14 protein-coding genes and 1 pseudogene are annotated in these 17,866 nt (G+C 72.7%); 6 read left to right on the top strand and 9 right to left on the bottom strand.

Translation table 11 applies throughout. From position 1 onward, the window contains the following. Positions 1–16 precede the first annotated feature (16 nt). Genes glpX through BUE29_RS19305 form a run of 3 tightly spaced genes read left to right on the top strand, consistent with a single transcriptional unit; the run spans position 17 to position 3,991 of the window. Positions 17–1,063, top strand: coding sequence for a class II fructose-bisphosphatase (glpX, locus tag BUE29_RS19315; protein WP_073392092.1), 1,047 nt, complete (start codon positions 17–19; stop codon positions 1,061–1,063). 40 nt (positions 1,064–1,103) lie between these two features. Continuing rightward, on the top strand, positions 1,104–2,570 hold the full coding sequence (locus BUE29_RS19310; RefSeq protein WP_073392091.1) for an APC family permease: 1,467 nt from the start codon (positions 1,104–1,106) through the stop codon (positions 2,568–2,570). Positions 2,571–2,593: 23 nt separating this feature from the next. Beyond that, on the top strand, positions 2,594–3,991 hold the full coding sequence (locus tag BUE29_RS19305; RefSeq protein ID WP_073392090.1) for a class II fumarate hydratase: 1,398 nt from the start codon (positions 2,594–2,596) through the stop codon (positions 3,989–3,991). A 16-nt stretch (positions 3,992–4,007) separates the two neighbouring features. On the opposite strand, the gene BUE29_RS22915 is transcribed toward BUE29_RS19305, so the two are convergent. Beyond that, entirely contained in the window at positions 4,008–4,628 is a 621-nt protein-coding gene (locus BUE29_RS22915; protein WP_073392089.1) for a DUF5684 domain-containing protein, read from the bottom strand. Positions 4,629–4,706: 78 nt separating this feature from the next. Between BUE29_RS22915 and BUE29_RS19295 the strand changes: the two genes are divergently transcribed. Next, a complete protein-coding gene (locus tag BUE29_RS19295) occupies positions 4,707–5,402 on the top strand; it encodes an HAD family hydrolase (RefSeq protein ID WP_073392088.1) in 696 nt (231 codons plus the stop codon). 18 nt (positions 5,403–5,420) lie between these two features. Here BUE29_RS19295 and bioD read toward each other — a convergent pair whose 3' ends face one another. The 3 genes from bioD to bioA are packed head-to-tail and all read right to left on the bottom strand — an operon-like array spanning position 5,421 to position 8,598. Further along, positions 5,421–6,149 (bottom strand): dethiobiotin synthase, encoded by a 729-nt coding sequence (gene bioD, locus BUE29_RS19290; protein WP_073392087.1) that lies wholly within the window; start codon positions 6,147–6,149, stop codon positions 5,421–5,423. After that, a complete protein-coding gene (locus tag BUE29_RS19285) occupies positions 6,146–7,300 on the bottom strand; it encodes an 8-amino-7-oxononanoate synthase (protein WP_073392086.1) in 1,155 nt (384 codons plus the stop codon). The genes bioD and BUE29_RS19285 overlap by 4 nt, the downstream gene beginning before the upstream one ends. Continuing rightward, the gene (gene bioA, locus BUE29_RS19280) at positions 7,297–8,598 is read right to left on the bottom strand and encodes an adenosylmethionine--8-amino-7-oxononanoate transaminase (RefSeq protein ID WP_073392085.1); all 1,302 of its coding nucleotides are present in this window, start codon (positions 8,596–8,598) and stop codon (positions 7,297–7,299) included. The genes BUE29_RS19285 and bioA overlap by 4 nt, the downstream gene beginning before the upstream one ends. Positions 8,599–8,765: 167 nt before the next feature. On the opposite strand from bioA, the gene BUE29_RS19275 reads away from it, so the two are divergent. After that, positions 8,766–11,111, top strand: a complete 2,346-nt coding sequence (locus BUE29_RS19275) for a putative bifunctional diguanylate cyclase/phosphodiesterase (protein WP_073392084.1) — start codon at positions 8,766–8,768, stop codon at positions 11,109–11,111. A 20-nt stretch (positions 11,112–11,131) separates the two neighbouring features. Then, positions 11,132–11,566: pseudogene (locus BUE29_RS23690) on the top strand (DUF4184 family protein); the annotation flags it as partial. Between the two features lie 100 nt (positions 11,567–11,666). Here the strand turns inward: BUE29_RS23690 and BUE29_RS23255 are convergent. The 5 genes from BUE29_RS23255 to nirB all read right to left on the bottom strand — a co-directional run bounded on the left by BUE29_RS23255 (position 11,667) and on the right by nirB (position 17,719). Continuing rightward, the gene (locus BUE29_RS23255) at positions 11,667–12,158 is read right to left on the bottom strand and encodes a hypothetical protein (RefSeq protein ID WP_234971526.1); all 492 of its coding nucleotides are present in this window, start codon (positions 12,156–12,158) and stop codon (positions 11,667–11,669) included. Between the two features lie 34 nt (positions 12,159–12,192). Beyond that, positions 12,193–13,668: an NCS2 family permease gene (locus tag BUE29_RS19260; protein WP_073392082.1), complete on the bottom strand. Its 1,476-nt coding sequence runs from the start codon at positions 13,666–13,668 to the stop codon at positions 12,193–12,195. A 102-nt stretch (positions 13,669–13,770) separates the two neighbouring features. Next, the gene (locus BUE29_RS19255; RefSeq protein WP_073392081.1) at positions 13,771–14,874 is read right to left on the bottom strand and encodes a uroporphyrinogen-III synthase; all 1,104 of its coding nucleotides are present in this window, start codon (positions 14,872–14,874) and stop codon (positions 13,771–13,773) included. Next, entirely contained in the window at positions 14,871–15,215 is a 345-nt protein-coding gene (gene nirD, locus BUE29_RS19250; protein WP_073392080.1) for a nitrite reductase small subunit NirD, read from the bottom strand. Before nirD ends, BUE29_RS19255 begins: the two co-directional genes overlap by 4 nt. Then, positions 15,212–17,719 carry a nitrite reductase large subunit NirB gene (gene nirB / locus BUE29_RS19245; RefSeq protein WP_073392079.1) on the bottom strand — a complete coding sequence of 836 codons (2,508 nt, stop codon included), beginning with the start codon at positions 17,717–17,719 and terminating at the stop codon, positions 15,212–15,214. Before nirB ends, nirD begins: the two co-directional genes overlap by 4 nt. Between the last annotated feature and the right edge of the window lie 147 nt (positions 17,720–17,866).

Here is a 17,866-nt window from a genome sequence, read left to right as displayed (position 1 = left end):
CAGAGGAAGGCCCGCGATGTCCGACGGACTCCCCGACACCTCGTACAGCGTCCCGCCCGAGCTCGCCGTGGGGCGCCAGGCTCCCGACCGCAACCTCGCCCTCGAGCTCGTCCGGGTCACGGAGGCCGCCGCGATGGCCGCCGGCGCGTGGGTCGGCAGCGGCGACAAGAACGGCGGTGACGGCGCCGCCGTCGACGCCATGCGCGCGCTCATCGGCACCGTCTCGATGAACGGCGTCGTCGTCATCGGCGAGGGCGAGAAGGACGAGGCGCCGATGCTCTACAACGGCGAGAGCGTCGGGGACGGCACCGGAGCGCTGTGCGACGTCGCCGTCGACCCCATCGACGGCACCACGCTGATGGCGAAGGGCATGCCGAACTCGATCGCCGTCATCGCGGTCTCCGAGCGCGGCACGATGTTCGACCCGTCCGCGGTGTTCTACATGGAGAAGATCGCCGCCGGACCCGAGTGCGCCGACGCCATCGACATCACTGCGCCGGTCGCCGAGAACATCGCGCGGGTGGCCAAGGCCAAGCACGGGCACCCCGAGGACGTCACCGTCTGCATCCTCGACCGCCCGCGGCACGACGACCTCGTGCGCGAGGTCCGCGAGGCGGGGGCGCGCATCCGCTTCATCAGCGACGGCGACGTCGCCGGCGCCATCTCGGCCGCCCGCCCCGGGACCGGCGTCGACCTGCTGCTCGGCATCGGCGGCACGCCCGAGGGCATCATCGCCGCCGCCGCGCTGCGCTGCATGGGCGGCGTCATCCAGGCGCGGCTCTGGCCGCAGGACGACGCCGAGCGGCAGAAAGCCCTCGACGCGGGCCACGACCTCGACCGCGTGCTGCGCACCGAGGACCTCGTCAGCGGCGAGGACATCTTCTTCTGCGCCACCGGGGTCACCGACGGCGAACTGCTGCGCGGCGTGCGCTACTTCGCCGACTCCGTGCAGACCGAGTCGATCGTGATGCGCTCGAAGTCGGGGACGATCCGGCTCGTCGACTCGCTGCACCAGCTCAACAAGCTGCGCGCCTACTCGGCGGTGGACTTCAGCAAGAGCTGACGCGGATACCCGCTGGTGGGGGCGGGGGAAGACCGCCGACGTGACCACTCACGCCGGCGGCACGGGGCTGCTGCGCACGAAACCCGTCGACGACGTCCTGGAGCAGGGCGAGGGCAAGGGCAGCGGCCTGCGCAAGCGGCTCGGCGTGCTGGACCTCACCGGTTTCGGCGTCGGCATCGTCATCGGCACCGGGATCTTCACGCTCACCGGCGTCGAGGCGAAGGACAGCGCCGGGCCCGCGGTCGTCGTGTCGTTCGTGATCGCCGGGATCGTCGCGCTGCTCGCCGCGCTCTGCTACGCCGAGCTCGCCAGTGCCGTGCCCACCGCGGGCAGCGCCTACAGCTACGCCTACGCCACCATCGGCGAGATCGTGGCCTGGATCATCGGCTGGGACCTGCTGCTGGAGTTCGTGCTCGGCTCGTCCGTCGTCGCGCGCGGCTGGTCGGGCTACCTGCAGAACCTGTTCGACCTGCCGACCGCCGTCTTCGGCGAGGACTCCACGGTCAACCTGGGCGCGGTGGCGATCGTCGCCGTCCTCGCGGTCGTCGCGATCACCGGCATCAAGCAGTCGGCCTGGCTCACCAACGTCCTGGTCGTCGTCAAGGTCGCCATCTGCCTGTTCGTCATCGTGGCGGGGGCGTTCTTCCTGAGGTCGGACAACCTGCGACCGTTCGTGCCACCCGCCGGACCGGCCGACAGCGAGAGCGGGCTGGCGCAGCCGGTCGTGCAGGCGCTCTTCGGCGCGCCGTCGTCGTTCGGCGTCGCCGGGGTCGTCTCCGCGGCCGCCGTCGTCTTCTTCGCCTACACCGGGTTCGAGGCGGTCGCCAACCTCAGCGAGGAGACCGAGCGTCCGGCCCGCGACATGCCGCGCGGCCTGATCGCGACGCTCGTCGTCGCGACCGTCCTCTACGTCGGCGTCTCCTTCGTGCTCACCGGCATGCAGAGGTACACCCGGCTCAACGCCGGCTCGCCGTTGGCGTCGGCGTTCGACTCGGTGGGGGCGAGCTGGGCGGGCACGCTCGTGTCGATCGCCGCCGTCTGCGGTCTCACGTCGGTCATCCTCGTCGAGCTCGTCGGCCTGGGCCGCATCGGCTTCGCCATGGGGCGGGACCGACTGCTGCCCGAGGCCGTCGCGAAGGTCGAGCCACGGACGGGTACCCCGGTCCGCTTCACCGTCCTCGTCGCCGCCATGATCATGATCATCGGCGGGCTGGTGCCGCTGGCCGACCTCGCCGACCTGGTGAGCATCGGCGCGCTGTCGGCGTTCACGATCGTGTCGGTGGCCGTGCCGCTGCTGCGACACACCCGCCCGGAGCTCGAGCGGCCGTTCCGGGTGCCGTTCTCCCCCGTGCTGCCCGTCGTGTCGGCGCTCGCGTGCCTGTACCTCAGCCTGAACCTGTCGGTCGAGACGTGGCTGCGCTTCGCGGTGTGGCTGGCGATCGGCATGGTCGTGTACTTCGGGTACGGACGGCGTCACGCCCGTCTCCGCACCCGGACGCGCACCTGACGCTGCCCGCTAGGGTCGGCGGCATGAGCGACGAGACCGAGTACCGCATCGAAAAGGACTCGATGGGCGACGTCCGGGTGCCGAGGGACGCGAAGTGGCGGGCGCAGACCCAGCGTGCGGTGGAGAACTTCCCCATCTCCGGCGCGCCGATCGAGCGCGAGCTCATCGCGGGCCTCGCGACCATCAAGGGCGCCGGGGCACGGGTGCGGGCGCAGCGCGGGCTGCTCGACGCCGCCAAGGCCGAGGCGATCCACGCCGCCGCCGTCGAGGTCGCGCGCGGCGACTGGGACGCCGAGTTCCCCATCGACGTCTTCCAGACCGGCTCGGGCACGTCGTCGAACATGAACACCAACGAGGTGCTCGCGACCCTCGCGGCCGAGAAGCTCGGTGCGGCCGTCCATCCCAACGACGACGTCAACGACCCGCTGTCGAGCAACGACCAGTTCCCCTCGGCGATCCACGTCGCGGCCACCAAGGCGACGAGCACGGACCTGCAACCCGCGCTCGACCACCTCGCCGCCGCGTTGGCGGGCAAGGCCGAGGAGTTCGCGGCCGTCGTCAAGGCCGGCCGGACGCACCTCATGGATGCGACCCCGGTGACGCTCGGCCAGGAGTTCGGCGGCTACGCCGCGCAGGTGCGCTACGGGATCGAGCGCCTCGACGCGGTCCTGCCGCGCGTGGCCGAACTGCCGCTGGGCGGCACCGCCGTCGGCTCGGGCATCAACGCACCGATCGGGTTCGCCGGCGAGGTCATCGCGCTGATCGCGAAGGAGTCGGGCCTGCCGCTCACCGAGGCACGCAACCACTTCGAGGCCAACGCCGCCCGCGACGGGCTCGTCGAGCTGTCCGGGGCGCTGCGCACGATCGCGGTCGGACTGAACAAGATCGCCAACGACCTGCGCTGGATGGGCTCGGGCCCGCGCACCGGATTGAGCGAGATCTTCATCCCCGACCTGCAGCCGGGCAGCTCGATCATGCCGGGCAAGGTGAACCCGGTGCTCTGCGAGGCCGTCACTCAGGTCGTCGCGCAGGTCGTCGGCAACGACGCCGCCGTCGCGTGGGGTGGCGCCGCGGGCGCGTTCGAGCTGAACGTGTACCTGCCGATGATGGCGCGCAACGTGCTCGAGTCGATCCGGCTGCTCGCCAACGTGTCGCGGGTGTTCGCCGACCGCTGCGTCGCCGGCATCACCGCCAACGAGGAGCAGTGCCGGGCGAACGCCGAGGGCACCCCGATGATCGTCACGCCGCTCAATCACTACCTCGGCTACGACGAGGCCGCCCAGGTCGCGAAGCAGGCGATCAAGGAGAAGAAGACGATCCGCGAGGTCGTGGTCGAGCGCGGCCACGTGCCGGAGCGGATCACCGAGGACGAGCTCGACGAGGTGCTCGACGTCCTGTCGATGACCCGGCCCAGGCAGTGACCGCCGGGCCGCGCGGCTACTGCTGCTGCGGCGGCTGGCCCGGGTAGCCGTACCCGGGCTGCTGCCCGTACCCCGGCTGCTGCCCGTACCCCGGCTGCTGCCCGTACCCCGGCTGCTGCCCGTACCCCGGCTGCTGCCCGTACCCCGGCTGCTGCCCGTACCCCGGCTGCTGGCCCTGGGCGCCCCAGCCCTGGTCGCCCCACCCCTGGTGTCCCCAGCCTCGACCCGAGTCGCCCCAGCCGTCGTCGCGTCTGCCGTCCGGGCCGACGTACCGCGAGCCGCCGAATCCCAGGATCGGGAAGAAGACGAACGGCAGCAGGATGAGGCCAACCGCGAAACCGCCACCGCGCCCGAACGAGCGCGCGAGCGCGACGTAGGCCAGCACGAGGAACACGATGTTCACGATGGGGATGAAGAACAGGATCAGCCACCACCCCGGCTTGCCGCTGATCTTGAGCAGCACGTAGGTGTTGTAGAACGGGATGATCGCCGCCCAGCCCGGCCGGCCCGCCTTGGTGAAGACGCGCCACATCGCGGCGATCAGCAGTACGGCCAGCGCGACGTAGAACAGCGCGATGACCACGAAGACGCCCGCAGGGAGGCCCGAGTCGACGGTGGTGGGGTAGTCGTTGTCCACGGGCCGGGACCCTAGCGTGTCCGCATCCGTCCCGCCCGGTGGCCGCCGCCGACCCGCCGGTGGGCCAGAATCGCAACCATGAGCGCCGTCCCGCCCGTCCGCGCGGTCGTCTTCGACTTCTACGGCACGCTCACACCCGGGCGCTCGGACGCCGCGCAGGGCCGCGCTCGGCGTGCCCAGGCCGAGGCGATGCGCGTCGACCCCGCCCGCTTCGACGCCGAGCTGACCGCCACGGTCGACGAGCGCTTCCGCGGCGCGGGCGGCAGCGTCGCCGGCTCGCTGCGCTGGGTGACCAGCCGGCTCGGCGTCGACGTCGCGCCGCCCCACCTCGACCGCGGCGCCGACGTCCGGCTCGCCGCCGAGCGGACCTTCGGCGAACCGCGCCCCGAGGCGGCCGAGGTGCTGCGCGCACTGCAGGCCCGCGGGCTGCGCATCGGTGTCGTCAGCGACTGCAGCGCCGAGCTGCCCGCCTACTTCGCCGAGCTGCCGATCGCGCCGCACGTCGACGCGGCCGTGTTCTCCTTCGTCACCGGCCACCGCAAGCCCGAGCCGGCCAACTACCTCGCCTGCTGCGACGCGCTCGGCGTCGCCGCCGCCGAGTGCGTCTACGTCGGTGACGGCGGCAGCGACGAGCTCGCCGGCGCCCGGGCCGTCGGCATGCGAGCCGTCCACCTCGACGTGGCCGACGAGACCGGCAGCGTCGTCTACGGGCGGCACCTGACGTGGGACGGTGAGCGGGTCACCGCCCTCGCCGAGGTGCTCGACCTCGGGTGACCGGGCGGCCCCGGCGGCTCACACGTGCAGGGTCTCGCGGAACGCACGCCAGTCGAGGGTGCCGCCGAAGCGGGGCGCCAGCGCGGCACGGGCCCGGGTACGGAACTCCCGCCCGTTCCGCACCGCTCCCAGTCCGGCCGGCAGCACGCCGCCGAGCTCGCGCCTGGGTGACATCGCCCGCAGGTCGTAGAGGTTGAGCTCCATGGCGAGATCGGGCTGGGCCGGCCAGCTGCCGACGACGATGCCGGCGAGTTCCAGCGACTCCTCGGCGATGCGCTCGACCGTCAGTGCGGTGTGATTGAGCGTGCCCAGACCGGGTGCGGTGACGACCACCAGCGGCGCGTTCAGGTGGTGGGCGAGGTCGATCATGGTCCAGGCGCGGTCGGAGTCGAAGGGCACGAGCAGGCCACCGGCTCCCTCGACCAGGACGGTGTCGTACTCGGCGTCCAGGTCGTCGATGCGTTGCGCGGTCGCGGCGAAGTCGAGCGCCGGCAGCCCGCTGACCATCGCGGCGTGGTGCGGCGAGAGGGGGTCGGGGTAGCGCGCGAACTCGTGGACGTCGGTGACGCCCGCGAGCCGGGTGACCTCGGCGAGGTCGCCGGGTGCGCCGGGCTCGACCCCGGTCTGCGCCGGCTTGACCACCGCGATGCGGCGCCCCCGCTCGGCCGCCGCAAGCCCGGCGATCGCCGCGGTCGCGACGGTCTTCCCGACGTCGGTCCCCGTTCCCGTGACGAGCAGGACGCTCATCCCGTCACCCCCACGTCGGCCAGCGTCGCGGCGAGCACGCCGGCCGCCCGGTCGAGGTCGGCCGAGCGCAGATCCGCGCGCGCGGTGAGCCGCAGGCACGAACGGCCCGGCGGCACCGACGGCGGCCGGAAGCAGCCCACCCGCACGCCGCGCTCCAGGCAGCCGGTGGCCGCGGCGAAGGCGCGGCGCGGATCGCCCAGGAAACCGGGCACGACGGCGGCGTCGGGCTCGATGGTCTCGACGGCCAGGTCGCGCAGCACGCCCGCCAGCGCGGCGGCGTTCGTCCGCACCGCGGCCACCCGCTCGGGCTCGGCGGCGAGGACGCCCAGCGCGGCACGGGCCGCGCCCGCCGCCGCGGGCGCCAGGCCGGTGTCGAAGATGAACGGGCGCGCCGTGTTGACCAGCAGGTCGATCACCTCGGGCACCGCCAGCACCGCACCGCCCTGCGCGCCGAGCGACTTCGACAGCACCAGCGTGCGCACGACGTCGGGCTCGTCGGCGAGGCCCACCGCCTCGACGCCACCGCGGCCGTGCGGTCCGATCACGCCGAGCGCGTGGGCCTCGTCGACGACCAACAGGGCCCCGTGCGAGCGGGCGACGGCGTGCAGCTCGGCCAGCGGCGCGAGGTCGCCGTCCACCGAGAACACCGCGTCGGTGACGACCAGCGCGTACGCGGTGTCGCGCGCGGCCAGTGCCGCGTCGACGGCGGCGACGTCCCGGTGACCCACGACGGTCGTCGGCGACCCGGACAGCCGGCACCCGTCGATCAGCGAGGCATGGTTACCGGCGTCGGACACGATCGCCACGTCCGGGCCGCCGAGCGCGGTCAGCACGCCGACGTTGGCGAGGTAGCCCGAGGAGAACACGAGTGCCGCCGGTGCTCGGCAGAACGCGGCCAGCTCGTCCTCGAGATCGCAGTGCAGCTCGGTGGTGCCCGTGACCAGCCGCGAGCCGGTCGCCCCGCCGCCCCACCGACGCGCCGCGTCGGCCGCGGCCGCCGTCACCCGCGGGTCGTGACACAGCCCCAGGTAGTCGTTGCTCGCGAGGTCGAGGACGCCGTCGGACGCGGCGCGCGGCCGCAGCACGCGACGCAACCCGGCGGCCTCCCGCGCCGCGACCGCCGCCTGCACGCGGTCGAGCGCGTCGCTCACCGCACGACCTCCTGGACCGACTCGGTCACGATGCCGAGCAGCTCGTCGAGGTCGGCGTTGCCGATGCCCAACGGCGGCATGAGCACGACGACGTCGCCGAGCGGGCGGACGATGGCCCCCTTGCGCCGGGCGGCCCGGCACACCTCGAAGCCCGTGCGCTCCCCGACGGAGCGGACCTCGATCCCGGTCATCGTGCCGACGCGCCGGATCTCGGCCACGCCGTCGAATTGCGCGAGTTCGCGCAAACCGCTCCCGATACGGTCGCCGACCTCGGCCGCACGTGCGACGGTGCCCCGCTCGTGCATGAGCTCCAGGTTGGCGAGCGCCGCGGCACAGCACAGCGGGTTGGCCGTGTAGGTGTGGCCGTGGAAGAACGTGCGGGCGCTCGCGGCGTCGCCGAGGAACGGCTCGTACACCGAGTCGCGGGCGAGGACGGCCGACAGCGGCAGCACTCCCCCGGTGACCCGTTTGCCGAGGACGAGCAGGTCGGGCGAGACACCGGCGTGCTCCACCGCGAACCAGCGCCCGGTGGCGCCGATGCCGGTGGCGACCTCGTCGACCAGCATCGCGGCACCGGAGGTGTCGCACAGCTCTCGCACGCCGCGCAGGAACTCGGGGTCGTGGGTGAGGATGCCGCCCGCCGCCTGGACCAGCGGCTCGACCACGATCGCGCAGATGCGGTCGCCCTCGCGCTCGATCAGCGCCCGCATCTCGGCGAGCACGGCCCGGGCCCGCTCGGCCCGGGTCTCGCCGGGCTGCAGCACGCCCGGGGACGACACCATGCGGGTCTCGATCAGCAGGGGCCGATAGGTCGCATGGAACAGCTCGACGCCGCCGAGCGACACCGCGCCGAGGGTGTCGCCGTGGTAGCCCTCGGCGCAGTGGAGGTACAGCGGGCGGTCCTCGCCGCGCTGCGAGGCCGCCTGGTACGCGATCTTGATCGCGGCCTCCGCGGCCGACGACCCGTCGCCGGCGAAGAACACCTTGGACAGGCCCGCGGGCGCGATCTTCAGCAGTTCCTCGGCGACCCGGATCCCCGGCTCGTGCGTGAGCCCCAGGAACGTGGAGTGGTCGAGGCGCTGCGCCTGCGCGCGGATCGCCTCGTTGATCTCGGGCACGGCGTGCCCGTGCACGGTGACCCAGAGCGAGGAACAGCCGTCCAGGTACCCGCGGCCGTCGCTGTCGTAGAGCCGCATGCCCTCGGCCCGGTCGATGACCAGCGGATCGTCCGCGGGCCAGAGCGAGTGCTGCGTGAACGGGTGCCACACCGACGCTATGTCGCGCTCGACGAGGTTCATCGCTGCAGCTTTTCAGAGCCGGGAGCGGACATCTCGCGTGGGTCTCGTCGCGTTCGCCGTCCCGCACCGCCAACTTCGCGCCGATCCGACTTGCTGTACCCACATCCGTGTGTAAAATCTCCGTGAGTCGTTGAGCAGCCAGCGACCCCCAGGATCAGGTACCGGACATGGACGTCGCCGAGCGGGCGCTTCGTGGCCGCCGGCGCTCGACGTCCGCGACCGCCATCACCGCCCCCACCATCACCGCCCGCGGGGTGGTGTACGCGGCGGGCGCCGTCCTGTCGCTGCGCGTCCTGCTGCAGGTCGTCGGGCCGGCGGACCGCGACTCCTGGCAGACCGTCGCGGACGGTGCCGCCGTCCTGGCCCTCGCCGTCCTCTTCGTGGTGATGGTCCGTCGGCGCGGGAACGCGCACCGGCACGAGCTGCCGGTCTGGCGCTGGTTGACGGTGATGGTCGGGGTCGTCGCCGTGGCCGCCGCCACCCGCCTCGGCTGGACGATCCTGGCGCCGGACGCCTTCGCCACCGCCCGCCACTGCGTCGACGCGGCGACGCAGCTCGCGGCCTGCGGAGCCGCCTACCAGGCCCTCATCTGGTGGGACCGCGGCGCGACCCGGATCTTCAACCCCGGCGACTGGCTCAACGGCGTCAGCGCCACCCTGGCCGCGACCGCGGTCGGCAACCTCGTCTGGCACGCCGCGCCGTCGCTGCTGGACGGGGAGTCGACGTGGGCGTCCGAGGCGGTGCTGCTGCAGGCGGCCGCCGCCGTCGTGCTCATCGGCACGATCCCGTCCGTCGCGAACCTGGGCGGTCTCGCCGGCGAGCGACGCTTCTGGATCGTCTCGGCGGGCATCACGACGCTGGCGTGCGCACCGGCCGTCGCCAGCTTCGTCCCGGCGAGCGCGACGCTGCTCGAACACGTCGCCGACGTGGGCGTGCCGCTGGTGGCCTGGGCGAGCCTGCGCCGCGCGGATCGGACGGCCGCGCCCCGACACTCGACCACGCAGGCCACCACCATCGGCGCGCTCGTGGTGCTCTTCGCCGCCGTGCTGGTCCTCGTCACCGTCACGCAGCTCGACCCCACGCACCGCGGCGTCACCGTCGGCTTCGCCCTCGGCGCCATCGCCGGCGTCAGCGTGCGGATGATGCACATCATCCGCGACCTCGCGCTGCTGGCCGAGACCCGGCAGGAGGCGCTGACCGACGAGCTCACCGGCGTCGCCAACCGACGCGCGCTGATGAAACGGCTGGCGTCCCCCGAGGTCACGACCGGAACCCTGCTGCTGCTCGACGTCAACCGCTTCAAGGAGATCAACGACCGGCTCGGACACGCCGTGGGCGACGAGCTGCTGTGCGTGCTCGCCACCCGCCTGCTCGCCGCGTTGAGCCTCGACGCGCAGCTGGCCCGCCTCGGCGGCGACGAGTTCGCCGCCCTGCTGCCCGGGCGGGACCAGGGTGACCACCTCGAGGTCGCGGAGCGCATCGTGGCGGCCGCCAGCGAGCCGGTGACGATCGGCGACCGGCGCATCCAGGTCAGCGTGAGCGTCGGGGCCGCGACCATGGCCGACGACGACCCGATGGACGGCGCGGAGCTGCTGCGTCGAGCCGATGCCGCGATGTACGTCGCCAAGTCCGCCGGCGTCGGCCTGGCCGTCTACGACCCGCAGCTCGATGCCGACCAGGCGTTGCGCGGCCGCCTCGTGGACCAGCTGCGCGCGCTCGGTCGCGCCGGCACCGACGCCGCGATCGGCGACGGCGACGCCGGCCGGCTGCTCGCCTACTACCAACCGCAGGTCAGCACCAACACCGGCCGGCCGGACGGTGTCGAGGCGCTGGTCCGCTGGGACCACCCGACGCTCGGCGTGCTGCCGCCCGCCGCTTTCCTCCCGCTGGTCGAGGAGCACGGCCTGATGGAGATGGTGACGACGACGGTCATGCGCCAGGCCGTGCACGACGCCATCCGCTGGAACCGCAGCGGCCGCCGGCTGCACGTCTCGGTCAACATCTCGACCAGCTGCCTCACCAACCCGGGGCTCGTGCCGCTCGTCGCCGAGGTGCTCGGCGAGACCGGGCTGGCCCCGGAGCTGCTGGTCATCGAGGTCACCGAGACCGATGCGATCTCCAGTCCCGACGCCGCCGCGGCCGCGCTGAACGCACTCGTCGCGCTGGGCGTCGGCGTCAGCATCGACGACTACGGCACCGGGTACAGCTCGTTGGCCTATCTGAAGGACCTCCCGGTCTCGGAGCTGAAGCTCGACCGTTCGTTCACCGTCGACCTCGTCCACGACGCGCGGACCGCGCATATCGTCGCCGCCACCATCGAGCTGGCCCACCGCCTCGACATCGACGTGGTCGGCGAGGGCGTCGAGGACTTCCCCACGCTGCACGCGCTGCAGACCCTCGGCTGCGAGCGCACGCAGGGCTACCTGCACGGCGCCCCGATGTCGGAACCGGACTTCGTCCGCTGGCTCGACCACCACGTGCCCCAGGACATCCCCGCCCGCACCGTCGCCTGACCCTGCGACACCGGGCGCGCTTGGGCCCCACGTGCGCGCGGTGGCGGGCGCGTTTGGCCCCACGTGAGCGCGGGCGTGGAGATCAACTGACCGCGCGCGCATGGGGCCAACCGACTCTCAGCCGGCGCACCTGGCTGCTGCTCCCGCTGTCGGTCGTGATCGGCACGCTCACACACGTGGGATGGGACGAGTTCACGCACGCGGGCCGGTGGTGCACGACCCACGTCTCGTGGCTGGCCGACGATCACCTCGGTCACGCCGGCTACCACTGGGCGCAGGCGGCCTCGTCCGGACTCGGGCTGACGGCGATCGCGGGGTACGCGGCCTTGACGCTCGCGCGCCGCTCCCCGCGGTGGACGTCGATCCGGGCACCACGTGTCGCCCGCGGCGCGATGGGCGCCGCGATCGCCGCCGCGGCCGTCACCGGCACGGCGTTCGGGGTTGCGAATGCCGACGACGGCCTGCACCACGCCGCCGTCGTCGCCGCGCAACGCGGGTTGGGTGTGGCAGTGGTGGCGACGATCGCCGCCGGCCTGGTGTGGCGCCGCGCTGCGGTCAGCCGGCCGGCCGCGCCCGGTGCCGCTTGCGACGGGCCCGCCGGACCGTCTCGTGCACCAGCGCCATGGCCGCCAGGTAGATCCCACCGAGGGCCACGAACGTCACCACGACGAACACGCTGAGCCGCCCCTGGTGCTGCCAGTAGACGTCCTTCAGATTGAGCAGCAGCGCGTACTCGTCGAGGATCAGCGCGAGGCCGATGCCGTAGCCGACGCCGAGCCACTCCCAGCCGCGCTTCGGTTTCCAGAACAGCCCGACCGCGCCGACCAGCCCCAGCAGGATCATGCCGAAGATGTAGTGGTGGACGTGATGGCCGGCGATGGTGATCGCCGCGCCCTGCGAGCTGTCCTTGCCGTGGATGGTGATCGCGCGGGTGACGAGCCACGTGACCAGGAACGCCAGCCAGGCCAGGCAGCTGGCCTGGCGCGGATCGGAGAAGCTCCGCCAGAGATCACGCAGCGACTGCTCGTCCTGTTTCGTGTCACCCACGCCGAGGAGTCAACACCCTCCCGGTCGTGACCGCTCAGTCGATGCCGAAGAGCGTCTTCAACGGCGCGATGGCGAAGTAGACGGCGAACAGCACCGAGACTATCCAGAGCAGCGGGTGGACGGTGCGGGCGCGACCGGTGCAGACGCGGATGACGACCCAGCTGACGAACCCGGCGCCGACGCCGTTGGTGATCGAGTAGGTGAACGGCATCAGCACGATCGTCAGGAACGCGGGCACCGCGATGGACAGGTCGCGGAAGTCGATCTCGCGCACCTGCCCCATCAGCAGCACGCCGACGACGACGAGCGCGGGCGTCGCGGCCTCGGACGGCACGATCTGCGCGATGGGCGACAGGAAGATCGTCACCACGAACAGCAGGCCGGTGACGACGCTGGCGAGCCCGGTGCGGGCGCCGTCCCCGATGCCGGCGGCCGACTCCACGTACGTGGTCGCCGACGACGCACCCGCCGCGCCGCCGCCGACCGCGGCGACGCCGTCGACGAACAGGACCGGGCCGATCCGCGGCAGGTTGCCCCGCTCGTCGAGCAGCTTGGCCTCGCTGCCGAGCCCGATCGTCGTGCCCATGACGTCGAAGAAGTCCGACAGCACGAGCGAGAACACGATGACGATGCCGGAGATGATGCCGACGGCGCTGAAGCCGCCGCCGAGGGAGAAGCTGCCCAGCAGGTGCAGGTCGGGCATGCCGAAGCTCTTGCCGTCGAAGCTGGGCACGTTGAGCTTCCAGCCGTCCGGGTTGGTCTTGACGTCGAAGGCACCGACGTCGGCGACGGCCTCGATGATGACGGACAGGACGGTGGCGACGGCGATGCCGATGAGCAGCGCGCCGTTCACCTTGCGGATCATGAGGACGGCCGTGAGCAGCAGACCGACGACGAAGACCAGCGTCGGCCAGCCCCGCAGCCCCTCCGCACCGCCCAGCTGCACCGGCGTGCCGCTCCCGCCCCGCACGAACCCGGCGTCGACGAAGCCGATCAGGGCGATGAACAGCCCGATGCCGACGGCGATCGCGCTCTTGAGCTCGCGCGGGATGGCGTGGAAGACCGCGGTCCGGAAACCGGTGAGGACGAGGACAGTGATGACGAGGCCCTCGATGACGACCATGCCCATCGCCTCGGGCCAGGACATCTTGTTCGCCACCTGGAACGCGACGAACGCGTTCAGGCCGAGGCCGGTGGCGAGCGCGAACGGGTAGCGCCCGACGATGCCCATGAGCAGCGTGAAGAAAGCGGCGACGAGCGCCGTCACCGCCGCGACCGCGCCGAGGTCGAAGGTGTGGCCGGCACCGAGGAAGTTGTGGTTCTTGTCCGGCGCGGTGCCGATGATCAGCGGGTTCAGCACCACGATGTAGACCATCGCGACGAACGTGACGAGTCCACCGCGCACCTCGCGGGCGACGGTGCTGCCCCGTTCCGTGATGGCGAAGAACCGGTCGAGCCCGCTGCGCGGTGCCGGTCGCGCGGCGCCCTTGTCGGTGCTGATGTCACTCACAGGCCGGGATCATGCCGCACGCCTTGTTGCCGTCGTGTTGCGGGCGGCCCGCTGGCTTCGGCCCGTTCAGGAACCAGGCCTCGACGTCGCGGTACCTGCGAGTCAATCCAGGTTGAGGCGATACCCCCGCTTGACGACGGTCTGGACGATCGCGGGGTCGCCGAGCGCGGTGCGCAGCCGGCCGACCGCGACCTCGACGGCGTGCCCGTCACCGGCGCCGCCCGGCAGGGCCTGGCCGAGGGCGCCGCGGCCGAGCACGCGGCCGGGGTCGGCGGCCAGCGCCCGCAGCATGGCCATGGCCGAGCCCGCGAGCGGGACGAGGTCGTCGTCCACCACCGCGGCCTGGCCGCGCAGCTCCACGCGGTGCCCCGCGAGGGTGAGGACGGTGGCTCGCCGTGGCAGCTGCTCCACGACCTCGCGCACGAGCGCGCCGAGTCGGAACCGCTCGGGTTGGACGACCGGTAGCCCGGCGGCCTGCAGCGGGGCGCCGGTCACCGGGCCGACCGCGGCGCAGAGCACGGGGCCGCGCAGCGCCGCGCGCACGTCCTCACCACGCCCGAGCCCGTCCGCGGTGCGCAGGAAGTTCACCGCCGCGGGCGCGCTGGTGAAGGTCAGCGCGTCGACGGCTCCGGCGGCCACCGACTCGACGAGACGCAGCAGCGGCTGCTCGTCCTCCGGCGGCTCCCACCGGTAGACCGGCACCTCGATGACGTCCGCGCCCGAGTCGCGCAGCGTGTCGACGAGCTCGCGCAACGGCTCGCCGTGCAGCTGGACCGCGACGCGCCGGCCGGCGAGCTCGTGGTTCGCGAGCAGGTGCGCGAGGACCTCGGCGCTGGACTCGGACTCGGGCGACCAGGCCTCGCGCAGCCCACCCGCCCGCACCGCGCCCCGCACCTTGGGGCCGCGCGCGAGGATCGTCGAGCGCGCCAGGGCGGCGGTGAGCGGCTCGGCCAGTCCCCACGTCTCGGCGGCGTCCAGCCACCCGCGGAACCCGATGCCGGTGGTCGCGACGGTGAGGTCGAGCGGTGCGGCGAGGCAGCGCTCCGTCGCCGCCAGCAGCCGGGTGTCGTCGGCGAGCGGCACGATGCGGATGGCCGGGCCGTACACGACCCGGGCACCACGACGCTCCAGCGCGCCGCCGAGCTCCTCGCGACGGCGCGCCGCGGTGATGCCGACCGTCCAGCCGGCGAGGACGGGCGTGGTCACGAGCTGAGTCGCACCTCCACCGTGTCGCCGCTGCGCCGGACCTCGTGCGCCGCGACCGAGACGTCCGGGTCGCCGACGCACGCGCCGGTGCGCAGGTCGAACGCCTGCTTGAACAGGGGGGACGCGACGGTCGGTGCGTCCCCGGCGGTGCCCACGATGCCGCGCGACAGCACGAACTGCCCGGTGTAGGGGTCCTGGTTGTCCACGGCGTACAGCATCCCGTCAAAGGTACGGAACAGCGCGACCTGCCGGTCGCCCACGAGAGCCGCGACACCCCGTTCGGGCTGCAACCGGTCGTAGGAGCAGACCGGCACCCACTCCGGGGCGCCCCGCGGCGTCACCGCGGCGTCACCTGCAGCAGCGGCCGCTTCATGTCCCGCTCCGGGGTGAACGCGATGCTGGGGTCCGGCGTGTCCGGCGCGTTCACGAACGACACGAACCGCTCGAGCCGCTCCGGGTCGGCCAGCACGTCGGCCCACTCGTCGGAGTAGTTCTCGATGTGCTTCGCCATCGCCGCGTCCAGGTCGTCGCAGATGCCCAGCGCGTCGTCCACGATCACCGAGCGCAGGTGGTCGAGGCCGCCGGCCATCGCCTCGATCCACGGCGCGGTGCGCTGCAGCCGGTCGGCGGTGCGGACGTAGAACATCAGGAACCGGTCGATCGTGCGCAGCAGCGTCGCGGTGTCGACGTCGTGGACGAGCAGCTGCGCGTGCCTCGGCGTGAACCCGCCGTTGCCGCCGACGTAGAGGTTCCAGCCGTTCTCGGTGGCGATGACGCCGAAGTCCTTGCTCTGCGCCTCGGCGCACTCGCGGGCACAGCCCGACACGCCGGACTTGATCTTGTGCGGTGCCCGCAGCCCGCGGTAGCGCAGCTCCAGCTCGATGGCGAGGGCGACGGAGTCCTGGACGCCGAAACGGCACCAGGACGACCCGACGCAGGACTTCACGGTGCGCAGCGCCTTGCCGTAGGCGTGCCCGGACTCGAAACCCGCGTCCACCAGCCGCTTCCAGATCGCCGGCAGCTGTTCGACGCGCGCCCCGAACAGGTCGATCCGCTGACCCCCGGTGATCTTCGTGTACAGGTCGAAGTCGCGCGCGACCTCACCGATGACGATGAGCTTCTCGGGGGTGATCTCGCCACCGGCGATGCGGGGGACGACCGAGTAGGTCCCGTTCTTCTGCATGTTGGCGAGGAAGTGGTCGTTGGTGTCCTGGAGGGCGGCGGACTCGCCGTCCAGCACGTGAGCCACCTTCGCCTGGCTGGCCAGGATGGACGCGACCGTCGGCTTGCAGACGTCGCAGCCCCGCCCCGAGCCGTACCGTTCGATCAACTCGCTGAAGCCGGTGATGCCGGTCGCCGCGACGATCTCGAACAATTCTGCGCGACTCTGCGCAAAGTGCTCGCACAGAGCGGAGCTGACCTCCACGCCGCTCTCGGCCAGCAGGTCCTTCAACAGCGGCACGCACGATCCGCATCCGGTCCCCGCCTTGGTGCACGCCTTGACCGCGGGGACGTCGGCCAGCCCCTCGACGCGGATCGCCTCGCAGATCGCGCCCTTCGTGACCGCGTGGCAGGAGCACACCTGCGCGGTGTCGGGCATCGCGCCGGCGCCGATCTCCACGCCACCCTCGGGTGTGATCAGGGCCAGTGGGTCGCCCGGGATCGTCGCGCCGACCATCGGCCGCAGCACGGCGTACCGCGTCGCGTCCCCGACGAGGATGCCGCCGAGCAGCGTCGTCGCGTCGTCGGACACCACCAGCTTGGTGTAGCTGCGGTCGACGGGGTTGGTCACGGTGATCTCGAGCGCTCCCTCGGTGACCGCGTGCGCGTCGCCGAAGCTCGCCACGTCGACCCCGAGCAGCTTGAGCTTCGTCGAGGTGTCGGCACCCGGGAACTCGGCCGTCCCGCCCAGGAGTCGGTCCGCCACGACCTCCGCGGCGGCGAACCCCGGAGCGACGAGCCCGTACGCGACGCCCTCGACGCTCGCGCACTCGCCGATCGCGTAGATCGCGTCGTCGGCCGTACGGCAGCCGGCGTCGACCGCCACACCGCCACGCGGACCCAGTTCGAGCCCTGCGGCGCGAGCCAGCTCGTCGCGCGGCCGCACCCCGGCGGAGAACACGACGAGATCGAGATCGAGCTCGTGACCGTTGGTCAGCGAGGCGAGCAGCCGGCCGCGGTCCGTCGCGATCCGCGCGACCGAGGTCCCGACGTGCACGGTGACGTCGAGCTCCTCGATCAGCTGCTTGAGCAGCGCGCCGCCGCCCTCGTCGACCTGGATGGGCATGAGCCGCGGCGCGAGCTCGACGACGTGCGGCGACATGCCGAGCAACCGCAGCGCCCGCGCCGCCTCGAGTCCGAGCAGGCCGCCACCCACGACCATGGCCGCGGGACGGACCCCGCCGCGGGCCCGGGCCGCGTCGGTCGCCGCCCGGATGGCGTCGAGGTCGTCCAGCGTCCGGTAGACGAAGCAGTTGGCGAGGTCGTGGCCCGGCACCGGCGGCACGAACGGGTACGAGCCGGTGGCGAGCACGAGGGCGTCGTAGTGCAGCGTGCGACCCCGGTCGGTCGTGACGGCCCGGGCGTCGCGGTCGATCGCGACGACGGCCTCGGCCAGGTGGAGGCTGCGCGCGGGATGGTCGTAACAGTCGGCCGCGACGACGTCGAGCGCGGCCGCGTCCACACCGTCGAAGTAGGACGACAGCGCGACCCGGTCGTAGGCGCGGCGAGGTTCCTCGCCCACGACGGTCACCTGCCACTCGGCGTCGCCGTCCCGGTCGCGCAGCGCCTCGACGAGCCGCTGCCCGACCATCCCGTTGCCCACCACCACGAGTCGTCGTGCCATGTCCCCGGACGCTAGGCAGCGACGGTTCGGCGCACGTCACGCCGCGATGACACCGATGTGTCGGCGCGTTCACGGACGACGGCCCGGTGCGGTGCGGCCGGCGACCCACCGACGTAACGCGACCGACCCACCGGCAACACGGCGGCT

Origin of the sequence: Jatrophihabitans endophyticus (assembly GCF_900129455.1) — a bacterium.
Lineage (GTDB): Bacteria > Actinomycetota > Actinomycetes > Mycobacteriales > Jatrophihabitantaceae > Jatrophihabitans > Jatrophihabitans endophyticus.
The sequence above is the reverse complement of the archived record's forward strand: the minus strand, read 5'-3'. Positions and strand labels throughout refer to the sequence as shown.

Coding starts and splice junctions, on each gene's coding strand:
- bioD (WP_073392087.1), bottom strand. CDS start 6,149: ATGAGCGTCCTGCTCGTCACGGGAACGGGGACCGACGTCGGGAAGACC.
- BUE29_RS19275 (WP_073392084.1), top strand. CDS start 8,766: ATGGACGTCGCCGAGCGGGCGCTTCGTGGCCGCCGGCGCTCGACGTCC.
- BUE29_RS19305 (WP_073392090.1), top strand. CDS start 2,594: ATGAGCGACGAGACCGAGTACCGCATCGAAAAGGACTCGATGGGCGAC.
- BUE29_RS19295 (WP_073392088.1), top strand. CDS start 4,707: ATGAGCGCCGTCCCGCCCGTCCGCGCGGTCGTCTTCGACTTCTACGGC.
- nirB (WP_073392079.1), bottom strand. CDS start 17,719: ATGGCACGACGACTCGTGGTGGTGGGCAACGGGATGGTCGGGCAGCGG.
- bioA (WP_073392085.1), bottom strand. CDS start 8,598: ATGAACCTCGTCGAGCGCGACATAGCGTCGGTGTGGCACCCGTTCACG.
- glpX (WP_073392092.1), top strand. CDS start 17: ATGTCCGACGGACTCCCCGACACCTCGTACAGCGTCCCGCCCGAGCTC.